General features: G+C 71.1%; 18 protein-coding genes. 12 read left to right on the top strand and 6 right to left on the bottom strand.

Annotated features, from left to right (window positions below):
- Positions 1-67: 67 nt before the first annotated feature.
- From FM119_RS13205 to FM119_RS13180, 6 genes are all read left to right on the top strand, one after another.
- Entirely contained in the window at positions 68-967 is a 900-nt protein-coding gene (locus FM119_RS13205) for a MetQ/NlpA family ABC transporter substrate-binding protein (RefSeq protein WP_087138631.1), read from the top strand.
- A 191-nt stretch (positions 968-1158) separates the two neighbouring features.
- The gene (locus FM119_RS13200; RefSeq protein WP_087138630.1) at positions 1159-1689 is read left to right on the top strand and encodes a Dps family protein; all 531 of its coding nucleotides are present in this window, start codon (positions 1159-1161) and stop codon (positions 1687-1689) included.
- Between the two features lie 43 nt (positions 1690-1732).
- Positions 1733-2497 (top strand): alpha/beta fold hydrolase, encoded by a 765-nt coding sequence (locus FM119_RS13195; protein ID WP_179205346.1) that lies wholly within the window; start codon positions 1733-1735, stop codon positions 2495-2497.
- Between the two features lie 8 nt (positions 2498-2505).
- A complete protein-coding gene (locus FM119_RS13190) occupies positions 2506-3303 on the top strand; it encodes an SDR family NAD(P)-dependent oxidoreductase (protein ID WP_087138628.1) in 798 nt (265 codons plus the stop codon).
- Positions 3304-3368: 65 nt separating this feature from the next.
- Positions 3369-4262 carry an SDR family oxidoreductase gene (locus FM119_RS13185; RefSeq protein ID WP_087138627.1) on the top strand — a complete coding sequence of 298 codons (894 nt, stop codon included), beginning with the start codon at positions 3369-3371 and terminating at the stop codon, positions 4260-4262.
- A complete protein-coding gene (locus FM119_RS13180; protein WP_087138626.1) occupies positions 4259-6100 on the top strand; it encodes a glycoside hydrolase family 15 protein in 1842 nt (613 codons plus the stop codon). Before FM119_RS13185 ends, FM119_RS13180 begins: the two co-directional genes overlap by 4 nt.
- Here FM119_RS13180 and FM119_RS13175 read toward each other — a convergent pair.
- On the bottom strand, positions 6097-7062 hold the full coding sequence (locus FM119_RS13175) for a DNA topoisomerase IB (protein WP_087138625.1): 966 nt from the start codon (positions 7060-7062) through the stop codon (positions 6097-6099). The genes FM119_RS13180 and FM119_RS13175 overlap by 4 nt on opposite strands.
- A gap of 89 nt (positions 7063-7151) precedes the next feature.
- On the opposite strand from FM119_RS13175, the gene FM119_RS13170 reads away from it, so the two are divergent.
- The 4 genes from FM119_RS13170 to FM119_RS13155 all read left to right on the top strand — a co-directional run bounded on the left by FM119_RS13170 (position 7152) and on the right by FM119_RS13155 (position 10156).
- A complete protein-coding gene (locus tag FM119_RS13170; protein WP_087138624.1) occupies positions 7152-8465 on the top strand; it encodes an MATE family efflux transporter in 1314 nt (437 codons plus the stop codon).
- 28 nt (positions 8466-8493) lie between these two features.
- Positions 8494-9123, top strand: coding sequence for an RBBP9/YdeN family alpha/beta hydrolase (locus tag FM119_RS13165; protein ID WP_087138623.1), 630 nt, complete (start codon positions 8494-8496; stop codon positions 9121-9123).
- A 77-nt stretch (positions 9124-9200) separates the two neighbouring features.
- Positions 9201-9608 carry a DUF3817 domain-containing protein gene (locus FM119_RS13160; protein ID WP_087138622.1) on the top strand — a complete coding sequence of 136 codons (408 nt, stop codon included), beginning with the start codon at positions 9201-9203 and terminating at the stop codon, positions 9606-9608.
- On the top strand, positions 9605-10156 hold the full coding sequence (locus tag FM119_RS13155) for a GNAT family N-acetyltransferase (protein ID WP_338065682.1): 552 nt from the start codon (positions 9605-9607) through the stop codon (positions 10154-10156). Before FM119_RS13160 ends, FM119_RS13155 begins: the two co-directional genes overlap by 4 nt.
- A gap of 141 nt (positions 10157-10297) precedes the next feature.
- Here the strand turns inward: FM119_RS13155 and FM119_RS13740 are convergent, their stop codons facing one another.
- The 3 genes from FM119_RS13740 to FM119_RS13140 all read right to left on the bottom strand — a co-directional run bounded on the left by FM119_RS13740 (position 10298) and on the right by FM119_RS13140 (position 12713).
- Positions 10298-11119, bottom strand: a complete 822-nt coding sequence (locus tag FM119_RS13740) for an FHA domain-containing protein (protein WP_121657456.1) — start codon at positions 11117-11119, stop codon at positions 10298-10300.
- Between the two features lie 65 nt (positions 11120-11184).
- Positions 11185-11766, bottom strand: a complete 582-nt coding sequence (locus FM119_RS13145) for a TspO/MBR family protein (protein ID WP_087138620.1) — start codon at positions 11764-11766, stop codon at positions 11185-11187.
- A gap of 449 nt (positions 11767-12215) precedes the next feature.
- Positions 12216-12713, bottom strand: a complete 498-nt coding sequence (locus FM119_RS13140; RefSeq protein WP_143822728.1) for a hypothetical protein — start codon at positions 12711-12713, stop codon at positions 12216-12218.
- 301 nt (positions 12714-13014) lie between these two features.
- Here FM119_RS13140 and FM119_RS13735 point away from each other — a divergent pair, with 301 nt between their 5' ends.
- Entirely contained in the window at positions 13015-13224 is a 210-nt protein-coding gene (locus FM119_RS13735) for a hypothetical protein (RefSeq protein WP_143822727.1), read from the top strand.
- A 389-nt stretch (positions 13225-13613) separates the two neighbouring features.
- On the opposite strand, the gene FM119_RS13135 is transcribed toward FM119_RS13735, so the two are convergent.
- A complete protein-coding gene (locus tag FM119_RS13135; RefSeq protein ID WP_087138618.1) occupies positions 13614-13976 on the bottom strand; it encodes a sigma-70 family RNA polymerase sigma factor in 363 nt (120 codons plus the stop codon).
- 360 nt (positions 13977-14336) lie between these two features.
- Between FM119_RS13135 and FM119_RS13130 the strand changes: the two genes are divergently transcribed.
- A complete protein-coding gene (locus tag FM119_RS13130) occupies positions 14337-14981 on the top strand; it encodes a LysE family translocator (protein ID WP_087138617.1) in 645 nt (214 codons plus the stop codon).
- Positions 14982-15146: 165 nt separating this feature from the next.
- Here the strand turns inward: FM119_RS13130 and FM119_RS13125 are convergent, their stop codons facing one another.
- The gene (locus FM119_RS13125; RefSeq protein WP_143822726.1) at positions 15147-15647 is read right to left on the bottom strand and encodes a hypothetical protein; all 501 of its coding nucleotides are present in this window, start codon (positions 15645-15647) and stop codon (positions 15147-15149) included.
- Positions 15648-15801 lie beyond the last annotated feature (154 nt).

The raw sequence follows: 15801 nt of genomic DNA, 5'->3' as shown, positions 1-15801 counted from the left end.
GCCCGGCACCACACGACCTCCCCGACCCGCACCACCACCCGCACCACGACCCGCAAAGGAACCAACCATGTCGCACCACCGCTCCCCCCTTCTCCGTCTCGCCAGCGCCGCGGCGGCGGCCGGCGCCGTCGTCCTCCTCGCCGGCTGCTCGGCCTCAGCCGACGGCGAGACGGCGGACGCCGCCTCGGAGCCGCTGCGCATCGTCGCCGCCGCCACGCCCCACCAGGAGATCCTCGAGTACATCAGGGACGAGCTGGTCACGCCGGAGGACGGCCTCGAGCTCGACATCGTGACGGAGACGGAGGGCGTCCAGTCGAACCAGCTCATCGTCGACGACGAGGTGGACGGCTCCTTCACCCAGCACCTGCCGTACCTGACACAGTGGCTCGTCGACGCCGGGCAGCCGGAGGACGCCATCGTGCCGACGGCGACCGTGCACGTCGAGCCGCTGGGGCTGTACTACAACGCCTCGGGTGACGTCACGACGCTCGACGACGTCACGGAGGGGACGAGCATCGCCATCACCAACGACGTGGTCAACCAGAACCGCGCGCTGCTGCTGCTCGCGGCCAACGACCTGATCACCCTGCCGGACGGCTTCGACGTCGCCACCGACACCCTCACCGTGAAGGACGTCCTCGGCGACGACGCGATCAACACCACCGGGCTCGAGCTCAGCGAGGTCGACTACTCGCTCACGGCGAGGGCCGTCGCCGACGGGGAGACCGACCTCGCCGTGGTCAACGGGAACGTCGCCCTCCAGACGGGTCTGTCCATCGACGACGACACCCTGGCGCTGGAGAGCGCGACGGACAACCCGTACGCGAACCTGCTGACGGTGCGGAAGGAGTTCGCGGACGACCCGCGGGTCGCGACGCTGTCCGAGTACCTGGAGTCACCCGAAGTCGCCAGCTGGATCACGGAGACGTACGGCTCCGCCGTGCTGCCGGTCAACCCGACGTCCTGACCCGCGAACGCCGTCATCGGCCCCCTCGCGACGAGCGCCCAGCCCGTCCGAGGGGGCCGATGCACGCCCGGGGCCCTCCGGTCACGTCTACTCCGCGGCGGCGACCGACGCGCCGAGACGTTTGCCCTCACGGGGTTCGATTACTAGGCTCGCTAATAGTTAGATCATCTACGAATTGGAGAGTGATTCTGATGAGCACGACGACCATCACCGTTCCGCAGCCCTCCGGGGCCGAGCAGACCAGCGAGGAGAACGCCGAGCACGGCTTCCTCGCCAGCCAGTCCCTCGCCGACGACCTCCAGGCCGTCCTCATCGACCTGACCGCCCTGCACCTGGTCGGCAAGCAGGCCCACTGGAACATCGTCGGCCCCAACTTCCGGGACCTGCACCTCAACCTGGACGAGGTGGTCGGGATCGCCCGCGCCAGCTCCGACGATGTCGCCGAGCGCATGCGCGCCCTGCACGCGACCCCCGACGGCCGACCGGCGGTCATCGCGGCGCAGACCACCCTGCCGGAGTTCCCGCAGGGGGAGGTCCTCACCCACGACGCCATCGACCTGATCACGCGCGCCATCGAGTCGACCGTCGCGACCATGCGCCGCGTGCACGATGCCGTCGACGCCGCCGACCCCACATCCGCCGACATCCTGCACGGCGTCATCGAGAAGCTCGAGCAGCAGGCCTGGTTCATCAGCGCGGAGACACGACGTCCGTCGAACTGAGCCACGGGCCAGGGAACACCGTGGAGCAGCGAGGATCATCCCGATGACACCGACCACGCCGATGACCGTCCTCGCGCTGCACGGGCTCGGCGGCGCGGCGGCCACCTTCGGCCCGCTGGCCGATCACCTGCCCCCTGAGCTCACGCTCGTCCCGATCGACCTGCCCGGCTTCGGCTCGGCGGCCGACGATCCGCGCGGCGGTGACCTCCGCTCGATGACCGATGCGGCGATCGCCCGGGCGCCGAGGGACCTCCCCTGGGTCGTGCTGGGCCACAGCATGGGCGGCAAGGTCGCGCTCCTCGTCGCCGCCGCCCTCGCGGGCACAGCCATCGGCCCGTCGGCCGCGGTGCTGCTCGCCGGGTCGCCCGCGACGCCCGAGCCCATGCCCGACGACAAGCGCGAGCAGATGATCGGCTGGGCGCGCACCGGCCTGACCGCCGAGCGCGCGGAGCAGTTCCTCGACGACGACTGCGCGTCGCCCCTGCCCGCCGCCGAGCACTCCATCGCGGTCGGCACGATCACGGCGAGCGCACCGCGCGCCTGGGAGTCCTGGTTCACCAGGGGCAGCCGGGAGGACGTCAGCGAGGAGACCGCAGGGCTCGCCCTCCCCGCTCTCGTGCTCGGCGGCACCGAGGACGAGACGCTCGGCGCCGCGGCGCAGCCGGCGCTCCAGGCCCGGTCGCTGCCGAACGCCCGTCACGTCGCCCTCCCCGCGACGGGGCACCAGATACCGCTCGAACGCCCCCACGAGACCGCGGAGCAGATCCTCCGCTTCATCCGCACCATCCCGAGCACGACAGACGCATAGGAGAACGCATGGACCTCAACATCGCCGACAAGACCGCCCTCATCACCGGAGCCGACTCCGGGATCGGCTGGGAGACCGCGAGGCTGCTGCTGGCGGAGGGCGCCACCGTCTTCCTCACCGACGTGGACGAGGACTCGCTCGCGGAGGCCGCCGCCCGGCTCTCGCCCAAGACGCGCGTACACCATGCGGCCGCCGACATCACCAGCGTCGACGAGGTCGCCGCGCTGCACGCGGCCGTCCAGGAGGCGGTCGGCGACATCGACATCCTCGTCCAGAGCGCGGGCGTCACCGGCGCCCAGGGGCTGTTCCACGAGATCACCGACGAGGGCTGGACGAAGACCATCGAGACCGACCTCATCGGCCCGGTCCGACTGATCCGCGAGTTCCTCCCGGAGCTGCGCTCGGGCGGCTGGGGGCGACTGGTGCTGCTGGCCTCGGAGGACGCCGTCCAGCCCTACGACGACGAGCTGCCCTACTGCGCCGCCAAGGCGGGGATCCTCGCCCTGGCGAAGGGGCTCTCGCGCTCGTACGCCCGGGAGGGGCTGCTCGTCAACGCCGTCTCGCCCGCGTTCATCCACACGCCGATGACGGACGCCATGATGCAGAAGCGCTCCGCCGAGCTCGGCGTCTCCTTCGACGCGGCGATCGAGTCGTTCCTCGACGAGCAGCGCCCCTACATGGAGCTCGGCCGCCGCGGTGAGCCGCAGGAGGTCGCGGCCGTGATCGCATTCCTGTGCTCGGACCTGGCGTCCTTCGTCAACGGCTCCAACTACCGCGTCGACTCCGGCTCCGTCGCCACCATCTGACCACCGCGCCGGGACCGCCCCGGCACACAGTGAGCACCGCACGAACGAATCGAAGGGACATCCCCATGACCGATCAGTACACGCTCCGCAACCCCGTCACCATGTACCGGGACATCATCCCGACCGCCCAGTACCAGGAGGGCTCGGGCCTGGACCGCGACCTCGACAACCGTGCCGACCTCGGCGAGGACAGCTACCGCGGCAGCGGGCGGCTCGCCGGGCGAAAGGCGCTCATCACCGGCGGCGACTCCGGCATCGGGGCGGCGACCGCGATCGCCTACGCCAGGGAGGGGGCGGACGTGGCCCTGTCCTACCTGCCGGAGGAGCAGGCCGACGCCGAGCGCATCGCCGGCCTCATCCGCGACGCCGGGAGGACGGCACTGCTGCTCCCCGGCGACCTGACCGACAGGGAGTACTGCGAGGGCCTCGTCCGCGACGCGTTCGAGGGCCTCGGCGGCCTGGACATCCTCGTGAGCAACGGAGGCAAGCAGCAGTACTGCACCCGGGTCGAGAACCTGCCGTCCGAGCAGTTCGAGGAGACGTACCGCACCAACGTCTTCGCGCTGTTCTGGCTGACCCGCGCCGCCGTCGAGTTCCTCCCGGCCGGCTCGTCCATCATCGCCAGCTCCTCCATCCAGGCCTACAAGCCCTCCGCCCACCTGCTCGACTACGCCAGCACCAAGTCCGCGATCAACGCGTACTGCAAGGGCCTGGCCGAGCAGCTGGCCCCGCGCGGAATCCGCGTGAACGTGGTCGCACCGGGGCCGGTGTGGACGCCGTTGCAGACGGCGGGGGGCCAGCCGACCGAGGACCTGCCCGACTTCGGCGACGACGTCGCCCTGGGGCGCCCCGGGCAGCCGGCCGAGCTCGCGCCCGCGTACGTGTTCCTCGCCTCGGCCGAATCCAGCTTCGTCATCGGCGAGACGCTGCACGTCAACGGCGGGATGCCCACCCCGTGACCGGACCGTGGGCGGTCGGGACCCGGCCGCTCCCGGCACGGTCCGAGCCGTCCGCGCCGGACGAGCGCGACGCGGACGGCTACGCCGACCTCGCCGGCTACGCGAGCATCGGCAACGGCAGGACCGTCGCGCTCGTCGCCAGGGACGGACGCATCGACTGGCTTCCGCTGCCGAACCTGGACTCGCCGCCCGCCTTCGGCGCCCTCCTCGACGCGGAGCTCGGCGGACACATCGCGCTGAGGCCGGACCGGCCGTTCACGGTGACGCGCCGCTACCGCGAGGGCTCCGACGTGCTGGAGACGACGTTCCGCACCGACCGGGGCGTCGCCAGGGTCGTCGACGGGCTCACCATCGGCCTGTCGGGGCAGCTGCCGTGGAACGAGCTGGCGAGACGCATCGAGGGCGTGGAGGGAGAGGTCTCGTTCACGGCGGAGGTCGCCCCCGGCACCCTGCTGCGCACCGCGTCACCGTGGGTCTCGCGGACCGTGCACGGCCCGGTGCTCCGCGTCGACGGGCTCACCCTCGGGGTGCGCACCCTCGGCGAGGCGTCGACGGAGATCCTGGCCGACCGCGTCCTCGCGCGCTACCGCACCTCGCCGGGGTCGACGCACCTGCTCGCCGTCGTCGCGAGCGACCACGAGCCGCTGACGCTGCCCGACGCGCGGCTGATCGACGACCGGCTCTCGCTCACCGAGCGGGTCAGGGGCGAGTGGTCCTCCTCGTTCGACTACCGCGGCCCGCACGCGGACCAGGTGCGGACCTCGGCCCTCATCCTCCGCCAGCTGATTTTCCGGCCGACCGGCGCGATCGCGGCGGCGGCGACCACGTCCCTTCCCGAGTCGCTGACCGTCGCGAAGAACTGGGACTACCGCTTCTCCTGGATCCGCGACACCGCCTTCACCCTCAGCGCCCTCTACCAGTTCGGCGTCCGCGAGGAGACGCACGCGGCGATGAGCCGGATGCTCTCGCAGATCGGCGGCTTCGCACGGGAGCTCGTCGTCCTCGCCGGGCTGGACGGCAACGACCCCGGAGACGGCGTGCACGAGCACGACGTGCCCGGGTGGCGGAACAGCCGCCCCGTCGTGACCGGCAACCGGGCCACGGGCCAGCTGCAGCTCGGCGTCTACGGCGACCTGTTCACCATCGTCGGCGAGTACGTCGATCACGGCAACGTCCTCGACGACGACACCGCCAGGCTCATGGGCGACGTCGCCAACCAGGCCGCGGACCACTGGCGCATCCCCGACTCAGGGATCTGGGAGCTGCCCGAGATCCGGCAGTACACGACTTCGAAGCTCGGCTGCTGGCAGGCACTCGACCGGGCGGTGCGCCTCGCCGATGCCGGCCAGATCACCGGGGAGGTGGACCGGTGGCGCACCGCGATGGAGGACATCCGCGAGTGGGTGGAGACCGAGTGCTGGTCCGAGGATCTCGGCGCCTACGAGTTCTTCCCCGGCAGCGGCCGGCTGGACGCCTCGATCCTGCTGCACGCGATCAGCGGCTTCGACCGCGGCGAGAGGATGCGCTCGACCCTCGACGCGCTCGTCGACCGGCTCGGCTCCGGCCCGCACCTGTACCGCTTCTCCGGGGCGGACGAGGAGGAGGGGGCGTTCGTCGCGTGCGGGTTCTGGCTCGTCGCCGCATTCGTTCACACCGGGCAGATCGACAGGGCGAGCGAGCTCATGGACGCCCTCGTGGACGCCTGCCCGAACGACGTCGGGGTGCTCGCCGAGATGATCGACCCCGCCAGCGGAGCGGCCGTCGGCAACCTGCCCCAGGCGCTCAGCCACCTGGCGCTGATCAACGCGGGGCTGACGATCGCTGCGGCACGGCGCTAGCCGATCAGCAGGTCCCTCAGCGCCGCATCCGGTGACCGGGCGGTGTCGAGCACGCGGCCGGAGCGGTAGCGCGCGAACAGCCGGGGGTCGATGTAGGAGCTGCGGGCGACCGACGGCGTGTTGCCGAGTCCGGCGGCGCACGCGGCGACGGCCGTCCGCTCCGCGGCGAGCCGGGCCGCGCGCTTCCGCTGCGGGCCCGACTCGGCGAGCGCCTGCGCCGCGATGATCGTGCCCCTCAGGGTGCGGAAGTCCTTGGCGGTGAACGTTCCGCCGGTCAGCTCGCCGAGGTAGGCGTTGAGCCGGGCCGGGGTGATCGACCGGCGCCGGCGGCCCTCGCGCCAGCTCAGCAGCACGGTGCGCGCCGATCCCTCCGCGAGCCGGGCGAGGACGGTAACGACGTCGGCGTCCTCGAGCGGTATCTCCTGCCGCTTCCCCGACTTCCCCCTGAACACCAGGCGGACGGCGGTGCCGTCGACGACGAGGTGACGCCGCTGCAGGGTCGTCAGGCCCCTGTTGCCCGAGCGACGCAGGTAGGCGGTCGAGCCCATCCGCACACCGGTGAGGTCGAGCAGCCGGAACGCGACGGCGAGCACCGTCTCCTCCGTGGCGGCGCCCTCCGCCCTGAGGCTCCGCGTCGCCCGCCCCCTGGCGGTGGGCAGGGCGGCGGCGAGCGCGAGCGCCCTGTCGTACTTCGCCCCGTCCCTGCGACGGCGCCAGTCGGGGTGGTAGATGTACTGCGTGCGCCCGTCGGCATCCGTCCCGACGGCCTGGACGTGCCCGGTCGGCCGGGCGCAGATCCAGACGTCCGTCCAGGCGGGCGGGATGGCGAGCGCGTCGATCCGTTCCGCGTCCGCGGGGTCGACAGGGTGGCCGTCCGCCGTGACGTAGCCGAAGCGGTCGTCGCTGCGGGTCCGCGAGATGCCGGCATCCCTGCGGGGTCTGACGCGTCGCACGCGAGCCATGCGGGGCCTTTCGACGGGGGTGTGACGCGGGTGGGGCCGGCCCGCACCGGGACGATTCTACTGTCGGGGGAACGCGGGATACTTGACCGGTGCGCGCCATCGACCGATCCATCCTGCGCCTGGCCGTGCCCGCGCTGGGTGCGCTCATCGCAGAGCCGCTGTTCCTGCTCACCGACTCGGCGCTGATCGGCCACCTGGGGACCGTGCCCCTCGCCGGGCTCGGGATCGCCGCGGCCGTGCTGCAGACGATCATCGGGCTGCTCGTGTTCCTCGCCTACGCGACCACCCCCGCCGTCGCCAGGCGGCTGGGGGCCGGCGACCGCAGGGGCGCGGTGGCGGCCGGCGTCGACGCGGTCTGGCTGTCGGTCGGCATCGGGGTCGTCGTCGCGACGGCGGGTGCCGCGGCCACACCGGCCCTCGTCGGCCTGTTCGGCGCCTCCGAGGCCGTGTCGGAGCAGGCCGCGATCTACCTGTCCGTGTCGATGGCCGGGGTTCCGGCGATGCTCATCGTCTTCGCGGCGACGGGGCTGCTCAGGGGCCTGCAGGACACGACGACCCCGCTCGTGGTCGCGGTGGTGGGCTTCGCTGCCAACGCGGCGCTCAACGTCGCCCTCGTCTACGGCGCGCAGCTGGGCATCGCCGGGTCGGCGCTCGGCACGGTCATCGCGCAGTGGGGCATGGTGGCGGCGTACCTGGTGGTGATCCGGCGGCACGTCCGCCGCACCGGTGCTGGGCTGCGCCCCGCATTCGCCGGCATCAGGGAGTCCGCGTCGGCCGGGGGCTGGCTGCTGCTGCGCACCGCGAGCCTGCGCGCGGCGATGCTCCTCGCGGTCGGCGTCGCCAGCGGCGTCGGGACGGACACCCTGGCCGGCTACCAGCTGGTCATCACGATCTTCTCGACGACGGCCTTCGCCCTCGACGCGCTCGCGATCGCCGCGCAGGCGCTCGTCGGCCACGGCCTCGGCGCGGGCGACACCGCGGAGGTGTCGCTCGTGCTCCGGCGCTGCCTGCTGTGGGGCGTCGGCTTCGGAGTCGTCGTCGGGGCGGTCGTCGTGGCGTGCTCCGGCGTCATCGGGCTGGCCCTCAGCGGCGATCCGGCGCTGGCGGAGCTGATCAGGCCCTCGCTGATCGCGCTGGGGGTGGCGAGTCCGCTCGCCGGGTTCGTGTTCGTCCTCGACGGGGTCCTCATCGGGGCGGGCGATGCGCGCTACCTGGCGCTGACCGGGGTCGTGAACCTGGCGGTCTCGGTGCCCCTGTTCCTGCTCGCCCCCGCCCTGCCCGGCAGCGGCGCCACCACGCTGCTGTGGCTCACCATCGCGGTCACCGGCGGCTACATGCTGGCCAGGGCCGTCACACTCGGACTCAGAGCGCGCTCCGATGCCTGGCGGCGCCTGGGCGTGTGAGACGATCGGCGGGAAAGGACCAGCGGCCATGACCACACCCCCCGAGCACGGCTCCCCGCGGGTCGTCGTGCTGCACGGCTACTCCGCGCACCCGGACAAGCACTGGTTCCCCTGGCTGCGCGACCGACTGGAGCCGGGAGCCGTGCGCGTGCCGCCGCTGCCCCGCCCCGAGGCCCCGGACGCCGACGACTGGCTGTCGGCGGCGCGCACGGCGCTGGCCGACGCGGACGGCGACACGGTCGTCGTGGCGCACAGCCTGGGCTGCCTGACCGCGCTGCGCGCCCTGGCCGCGCTGCCGCAGGGACGGCGGCTGAGCGGGGTCGTGCTCGTGGCGGGGTTCACCGAGCCGCTGCCCGCGCTGCCCGAGCTGGACGCGTTCATCGGCGACGGCGTCGACCTGGCCGCGGCGCGCGCCCACGCCGATGCCTGGACCGTGCTGGTCTCCTCCGACGACCCGATCGTCCCTCCGGCGGCGACGCGGTCGCTCGCGGCGCGCCTCGGCGCGGAGCTGATCGAGGCGGGCCCGGTCGGGCACTTCATGGCGGACGACGGCGTGACCCGTCTGCCCACGCTGCTTCCGCTGCTCGGGGAGGCCGGCGAGGCCGGGGGCGGATGGCGCGACGCCGGAGGGCCCGGGACCGGATCGTCCACCCGGTAGCGCCCTCGACGGCACCGGTCCGCACGCACGACGGACGGTAGCATCGCATCGAGCCGTTCCCGCCAGCAGAGGACCCCATGACCCCCAGCAGAATCGACCGTGCCGTCCGGCTGTTCTTCCAGGCCACCCTGCTCACGGAGGGCGTCACCTGGTGCGGGCTGCTCGTGGCCCTGGCGTTCAAGTACCTCATCAACGGGTGGACGTTCGGCGTGACCGTGTTCGGCTGGATCCACGGCGTCGTGTGGCTCGCCGTCGTGCTGGCCATCCTGCTCGCGGCCGTGCGGTTCCGCTGGCCGATCTGGCTCGCCCCTGTGGGGCTGGCGATGTCGGTCCTGCCGTTCCTGACGCTGCCGTTCGAGTGGTGGATGCGGCGTGCCGACCGGCTGCGCCGGGCGGGCCGAGAGGCCGAGGGCGCGCCGACGGAGGACGCACCCGTGGTGGCCGATGCGCGCCGCGGGCACGACACCGACCCGACCCCGGCGTGAGCGTGCCGCCGCGGGCGGGCGACGGTATCGGTGCCGGTGCCGGTGCCGGAGCCGGAGCTGGAGCTGGAGCCGGAGCGGATCGCCTGGAGCTGCGCCCCGCACGCGCGTCCGACGTGGACTGGCTCGCCGAGCTGCGCGCCGAGGTCATGCGCCCCGACCTGGAACGCGTCGGCGTGTTCACGCCCGTCCGGGTCCGCGAGAGGTTCCGCAGCGGCTACCGGCCGGAGAACACGATGATCGTCGTCGTCGACGGCACGGACGTCGGCTGCATCGCCGTGCGGCCGGACGGTGACGAGCGCTGGGTCGAGCACTTCTACCTGCCGCGGCGGCTGCAGGGCGCAGGGATCGGCACGGCCGTCCTCGACCGCGTCCTCGCCCTGCACGGCGGGCGGGTGCTTCGGCTCAACGTCCTGCGTGGATCGCGTGCGCAACGGCTGTATGAGCGCGCCGGCTTTCGCTACGACAGTGACGAGGGCGTGGACGTGTTCCTCCGCCGCGACCCCGACCGGTGCGCCGCGAGCGAGCCGTCCTCGGCGGACGAGGGCTGACCCCGGTCGCGCCGAACCGGCGCAGCGGGCGGGCGCACCGGGCGGGCGCTATCGGGCGAAGTCCGGGCCGGGCATGCGCGGACGAGACAAACGCCCGGACCGGACACGAGCGGCGGACCGGACACACGCCGCGGGACGCGTTCAGCCTGTCGCAGCCCCCGTGTCCCCCGACGGAACGGCGCGGACGCGGAAGCGCCGCTCCCCAACCCAGAGCACCTCTCCGCTGCGGACGAAGGCCGGCTGCCCGGCGACCAGCTCGAGGACGCCGCCGTCGCGCTCGATGCGCGTCCCGTTGGCGCTCCCCGTGTCGGTGACGCTGAGCACGGCGGAGGCGTCGGGGCGCAGCCGCAGGTGGACGCGGGACACCGAGCGGAGCGGGTCGTCGACGGCGATCGAGGCGAGGCCCTCCGCCTGGGCGTAGGCATCGGGACGGCGGCCGAGCACGGTGTCGCCGCCGACACGGAAGGCGATCCCGTCGTCGTCGCGGAGCACCCACTCGACCGGGGCGGCCACCCGGCGCGGCGCTGCGGGGGGAGGCGCTGTCGGGGTCACGCGCGGAGGCGTCGTCGCGCTGATGGCCGAATCCACGGCGGGAGCGGAGGCGGCGGGAGCCCCCGAAGCTGGGGGAACCGCGGCTGGAGGAACCGGCGCGGGGGTCGCAGCGGGAGCAATGGGAGCAGCGGGAGGGGCGGCGACCCGCTGCGCAGCCGGCCGCTCAGGGGAGTCGTCGCCGAGCGGTCGCGGCACGTAGCCCAGCGACGGCGGCGGGGCGACCCGGGGAGAGGCCGTCCCGTCGGTGCGACCGCCCGCCGTTCCGCCCGTGGTGTTCCTGACCCCCGGGTCGGCGGTGCGGGTCCCGCCCGAGGAGCCCGCGCGCACGATCCGCACCTGCTGCCCGCAGTCGAGGCAGAACCGGGCGTTCGGACGGAGCGCGGCGCCGCAGTAGTCACAGCGGGCGGACATGGCTCCTCCGGGGGTTTCTCGACGAGGTCACGCCGAGTCTACCCGGCGCTCCCCCGCGCTCCGGCTCAGCCGTTGAGCGCGATGATCCCGGCGTTCAGCGTGGAGGCGAACAGCAGCCACGCCAGGTACGGCAGCAGCAGGATCGCCGCCGCGACGCTCACCCTCCGGGCCACGACGATCAGTGCGACGACGAGCACGATGAGGACCACCATGATGCCCATCGCCGCCCACCACGCCGCGACACCGGCCACCGGGTACCCGGCGAAGAACACCGGGGTCCAGAGCCCGTTCGCGAGCAGCTGGGCGGCGAACAGGACCAGGGTTCCCGTGGCGGCGTTCCGGCTGCCCCTGCCGCGGAAACCGCGACGCCAGACGAGGTAGCCGGCGACCGCCATCAGCAGGTACAGCACCGTCCACGCCGGCCCGAAGACGCTGTTCGGCGGGTTCCACGGCACCTTCTCGACGGTCGCGTACCAGCCGTCCGTATTGCCGATCGCCGCGAGGGAGCCGAGCGACGCGACCGCGAACACCGCCGCCAGCAGGAGCACCGCGACGACGATTTGCCGGGACAGCGGAGGGCGCGGGGTCGCGGGTGTCACCGGCGAGCCGGGCGTTCGACCGTCGGTCGGCGGGTTCGTGGCGGTCATGCGGTGTCCCCTCGTCGGCGCGAGCGCGGACCGACGGGGCCCGTCGTCCCGGTGCGCCCCACCCTACTGCCGCCCCGGCGTCCGGCACTGCCTCGGCCAGGCGCGGCGTGGGCCCCGCGTGCAGACAGGAGCCGCCGGCACCGACCGCCGGCCCAGGTCGCGGCACCTGATCCGCACGGGGACGAGGCGGAGCAGCGCGTCACACACCACCAAGATGTCCTGCACGACGGCCGAGGCGCGAACCTATCGAATCGGCATCGGGGACCTGTTCCTTTTGGACTAAGCGAAGAGGGCAAATCATCGGAGTATTCGTGCTGACACCGCGCTACGACGAAATGGCGGCCCCGGGGGGCTGCTGCACGGTTAGGTGACAGTTTGTCGTCACGCCGCGAGGGCGACGTCCTTGGCCATAACGGCCGCGCAATCAATTACGCCACAATCAAAATAATTCATTGGACCAGGATCACCAGCATGCAGAGCCCACACAGGTAGATCACAAACAGTGCGATCAGCGATCCGTAGCCGAGCCACGTAATACGCCGGCGCACGATCGTGTAGGTCTTCACACTGAACCCATGGCGTTGTTGGATAACGGGACGCTTCCGCTGCTTCGCCCCACGCCAGACGACAACACTTCGTGGATAGATTCGGCTGATCTCGATGACATTGCTGCAGTACACCACGGCCACCATAAGCGCGGCCACCGTGATAGCGGTGCCGAAAGCGAGGAACGCACGCAGATTATCTCCGTTGGCGGCGGAGAGAACTGCCCCCAAGGCCACGAACAGCGCCGCCGAGCCCGTGCATGCGCCCAAGGTCGTCCCGCTGGCGTTGTGCAAGGTGAGCAGTTCCTCAACGCGCTCACCTCGACGAACGAGCGCCACACGACGAGCCGTCGCGGCTTGCGTGCGTGTACGGATGCGCTGTGCGCCGGTATGTTTAGACACCGAATACCTTCTTCATGAGGGGTGCTGGCGGGTCGGCAGACTCGGCATCGATGCGGAACTTCAATTCCAGGTTCCGGCCGGCGCCGACACCGGTTCCCCGACGGTAGCATCCACGGTGGTCGCCGGGATCACACGGTATTCCCTGATTGGGAAGACCGTGGCGGCTTTCTCCTCGACCGAGTAGCGACGCATCGGGGGCTTTCCGGCGGCCTGTTCTTTCGGGACAACTCCATCCTCGCTTCCACGGTCAGGAGCCTTTAGCTAACCCAGGACGATTCATCTAGTTGATAAGGAGAAAACGATGAGCAACAACGCAAGGGTGAGAAGAAAGCTCGTACTGTTTCTCTTTATGTTTTTCCTATCTTCCGGCTGCTTCGTAGTCGCACTCATGTATGTCACAGATCCGGTGGCGAAGACGTTTTCCGCTGTTGGCACCGGTCTCGCTTCCTTGTCCTTAATCAGTTCGGTTGCAGTTCTCAGCGCCCGGCTCGGTCGACAGTCCGACGATTGAGCAGGAAGTGACCGGCATCCCGCCAACGAACTAACGGCCGGCGCAGCCGGCCCGGGAGCCTGAGGGGCGCAGCCCATCTGCGGGAGGCGCAGCCCCTCTGCGGGAGGCGCAGCCGACCAGCAAACACCGCAGGGTTCGTCCCCACTGGGTGCAGGACAGCCGCGGAGCGGATAGAGCTGTGCTGTGCCCATTGGGGGCCGACTCCCCCGCTCGCGCTCGTCCACACTGGGCGGCAGACGCGCCCAGCGCGGCTGTCCCCACTGGGGGCGCAGCACACCAGGAGCACGAGGGCGGGTCGCCCTCATAAGACACCAACGGCGGCATGCGAGGAGCGCGAGGGGCCAGCCCCCTCGCAGTGCGCCGAGAGGCGTACTGCCGGCGGGGTGGGCTTAGCTGTTGATGAGCTGGCTGACGCGGCCGCGGGAGACGCCAAGGATCGCGGCAATGTCAGTACCGGAGAGGTTCTGTGCGTGCAGCTCGGCGGCGACATCGCGGGACTGGCGGGCAGCGGCGAGCTGGCGGGCTTCGGCGTCGCGCTTGGCCTCCTGCGCCTCGCGGATGCGTTCACTGAGCGCGCCGAGCTCGGGTACAACGTGAACCTCGATGCTGCTGTGGTCGGCGTCGGGGTGCAGGGTATCGAGGTAGTCGCGGACCTGCTGCGGAGCCTTGTCGAAGGTGCGAACCTGCGTGGCGTTGTCGGCGTCGATGTCAAGTTCCCAGCCGTGCTCCCAACGGCACGGGAGGTGCCGCACAAGTACCTGAGACCTGGTCCGGTTTGCCGACGGTGTGGGCCAGGAGGGATGCTGCCGTGCTCCCGCTCTACCCCTCCGAGTGCCGTGGCGACGTTACGCGCGCAGCGGGGATCCGCGAGCCCGTGTGACGATCGTGAGCGCAGAGGACGGCCCGCGCCCGCCACCCCGAAGGGACACCTGACGGTGGAGCGTGGGATCGGGATTCCCGGCGTCGTGCCGAATCCCGCACCGGTGGCCGGTGGGGGTCGCGGCTCGATCGGTGTCGTTGATTGTCCCCCTAACGGTCGCCGAGAACGGCACGGGACGTAACGTCCGCCGGTCACCACGAACGGCGAGATACCGCCCCGCTAGCATGAGCTCATGTTGCCCTCTGTCGCGGTGATCGCTTCCTTCTCCCTCGTCGTCGGACTTCTCACCGTGACCCCCGGCCTGGACACAGCGCTGGTGCTCCGCAGCGCCGCGGTCGGCGGAAAGCGACGAGCATTCGGAGTCATCGCCGGCATCCAGACCGGAACACTCATCTGGGGATTCCTGGCCGCAATTGGCGTGAGTGCACTCCTGCTTGCCTCGGCCCAGCTCTACGACGTCATCCGCCTGATCGGCGCTGCGTACCTGATCTGGATGGGTGGCAGAATGCTCTGGTCGACGATCCATGGAACCAGGGCAGCGGCGTCGAGCAGCGGCCCGATCGGTGACGACTCGTTCTTCAGCGGGTGGCGCCAAGGCGCTCTGACGAATCTCCTGAACCCGAAGATGGGCGCGTTCTACGTGGCGATCCTCCCTCAGTTCATCCCCGAATCAGCACCACACCTGATGTGGGGGCTCACGCTCGCCGGGGTGCATGTGCTCCTCGGCACCGCCTGGTTGTCGGCGCTGGCGCTCGTCGCCCAACGATTCAGCCGGTGGCTTCAACGCCGGAAGGTGGCTCGCACCATCGACGGCGTCACAGGGACGGTTCTCATCGGCTTCGGCGTCGGGGTCGCCATGGAGGGCGCTCCGCGGTAGACGAAGCACCTGACCGAGGAGCGCCCGTCTGTGCTGCGTGTTCGGGGCTCGTAGTCGGTGATCGCTCTGGCTTCGGCGTCCGCGCCGGCACCACGCGCACCCCGCCCTCCCTCGCCGACGCCGACGCCGACGCCTCAACGGTCAGGACAACAGCGGCCCAACCGGTCAGTCGAACCACTGATCCCGCGGCAACGCCGCACGCTTCTTGTTCAACTCAACCGCCTCCGCCAGACGCTGCCGCAACCACTCCGGCGTATGCGCCTCATCACGAGGGAACTTCTCGAACTCAATCTTGTACGCGACCGGATCAAAGCCCTGACCGCCCGGCCCCTCCGGCTCATCGTCATAGTTGTACGACACCGACGCACGACCCTCAGCCGTCACCGTCACCACCGCCGAAAACCACGTCCCCTTACCCGGCTCAAACATCAACTCACGCAACGCACGCGCCGCGCTATCCGCCGAACTCGGAACCTCCGCCGAGAAAAACCGACCTGCCGAATCCTGCAGATTCCCCGCAGGGTTGTAACGCAACGCGACAATTCTCCCCGTCAGACCAACCAAGGAAACCCGATACTCGATATGCGAATCGCCCTCGCCCAGCGCGCTGTACACCGCCAGCCCCAGCTCGCGGAACCGCTCCATCTGCTCACCCTGAATTGCCACAGCCATCAATTCCTATTCCAGAACGGAACACGTTCCACCACGCCACCGTCGACCTGCCAGCGCACCTCAAACAACTCCGGCACCGTCGGGTGATCCGCGCCGAACACCGGACGCACATCAAGCATCACAGAACCCGGCACACCACCATCACCGA

Source organism: Mycetocola reblochoni REB411 (genome assembly GCF_900163835.1).
Taxonomy (GTDB): Bacteria; Actinomycetota; Actinomycetes; order Actinomycetales; family Microbacteriaceae; genus Mycetocola_B; species Mycetocola_B reblochoni.
The sequence above is the reverse complement of the archived record's forward strand: the minus strand, read 5'-3'. Positions and strand labels throughout refer to the sequence as shown.

Bases quoted from the DNA above. Each gene is read 5' to 3' on its own strand.
- FM119_RS13205 (WP_087138631.1), top strand. From the start codon at position 68: ATGTCGCACCACCGCTCCCCCCTTCTCCGTCTCGCCAGCGCCGCGGCG.
- FM119_RS13200 (WP_087138630.1), top strand. From the start codon at position 1,159: ATGAGCACGACGACCATCACCGTTCCGCAGCCCTCCGGGGCCGAGCAG.
- FM119_RS13195 (WP_179205346.1), top strand. From the start codon at position 1,733: ATGACACCGACCACGCCGATGACCGTCCTCGCGCTGCACGGGCTCGGC.
- FM119_RS13190 (WP_087138628.1), top strand. From the start codon at position 2,506: ATGGACCTCAACATCGCCGACAAGACCGCCCTCATCACCGGAGCCGAC.
- FM119_RS13185 (WP_087138627.1), top strand. From the start codon at position 3,369: ATGACCGATCAGTACACGCTCCGCAACCCCGTCACCATGTACCGGGAC.
- FM119_RS13175 (WP_087138625.1), bottom strand. From the start codon at position 7,062: ATGGCTCGCGTGCGACGCGTCAGACCCCGCAGGGATGCCGGCATCTCG.
- FM119_RS13165 (WP_087138623.1), top strand. From the start codon at position 8,494: ATGACCACACCCCCCGAGCACGGCTCCCCGCGGGTCGTCGTGCTGCAC.
- FM119_RS13160 (WP_087138622.1), top strand. From the start codon at position 9,201: ATGACCCCCAGCAGAATCGACCGTGCCGTCCGGCTGTTCTTCCAGGCC.
- FM119_RS13740 (WP_121657456.1), bottom strand. From the start codon at position 11,119: ATGTCCGCCCGCTGTGACTACTGCGGCGCCGCGCTCCGTCCGAACGCC.
- FM119_RS13145 (WP_087138620.1), bottom strand. From the start codon at position 11,766: ATGACCGCCACGAACCCGCCGACCGACGGTCGAACGCCCGGCTCGCCG.
- FM119_RS13735 (WP_143822727.1), top strand. From the start codon at position 13,015: ATGAGCAACAACGCAAGGGTGAGAAGAAAGCTCGTACTGTTTCTCTTT.
- FM119_RS13130 (WP_087138617.1), top strand. From the start codon at position 14,337: ATGTTGCCCTCTGTCGCGGTGATCGCTTCCTTCTCCCTCGTCGTCGGA.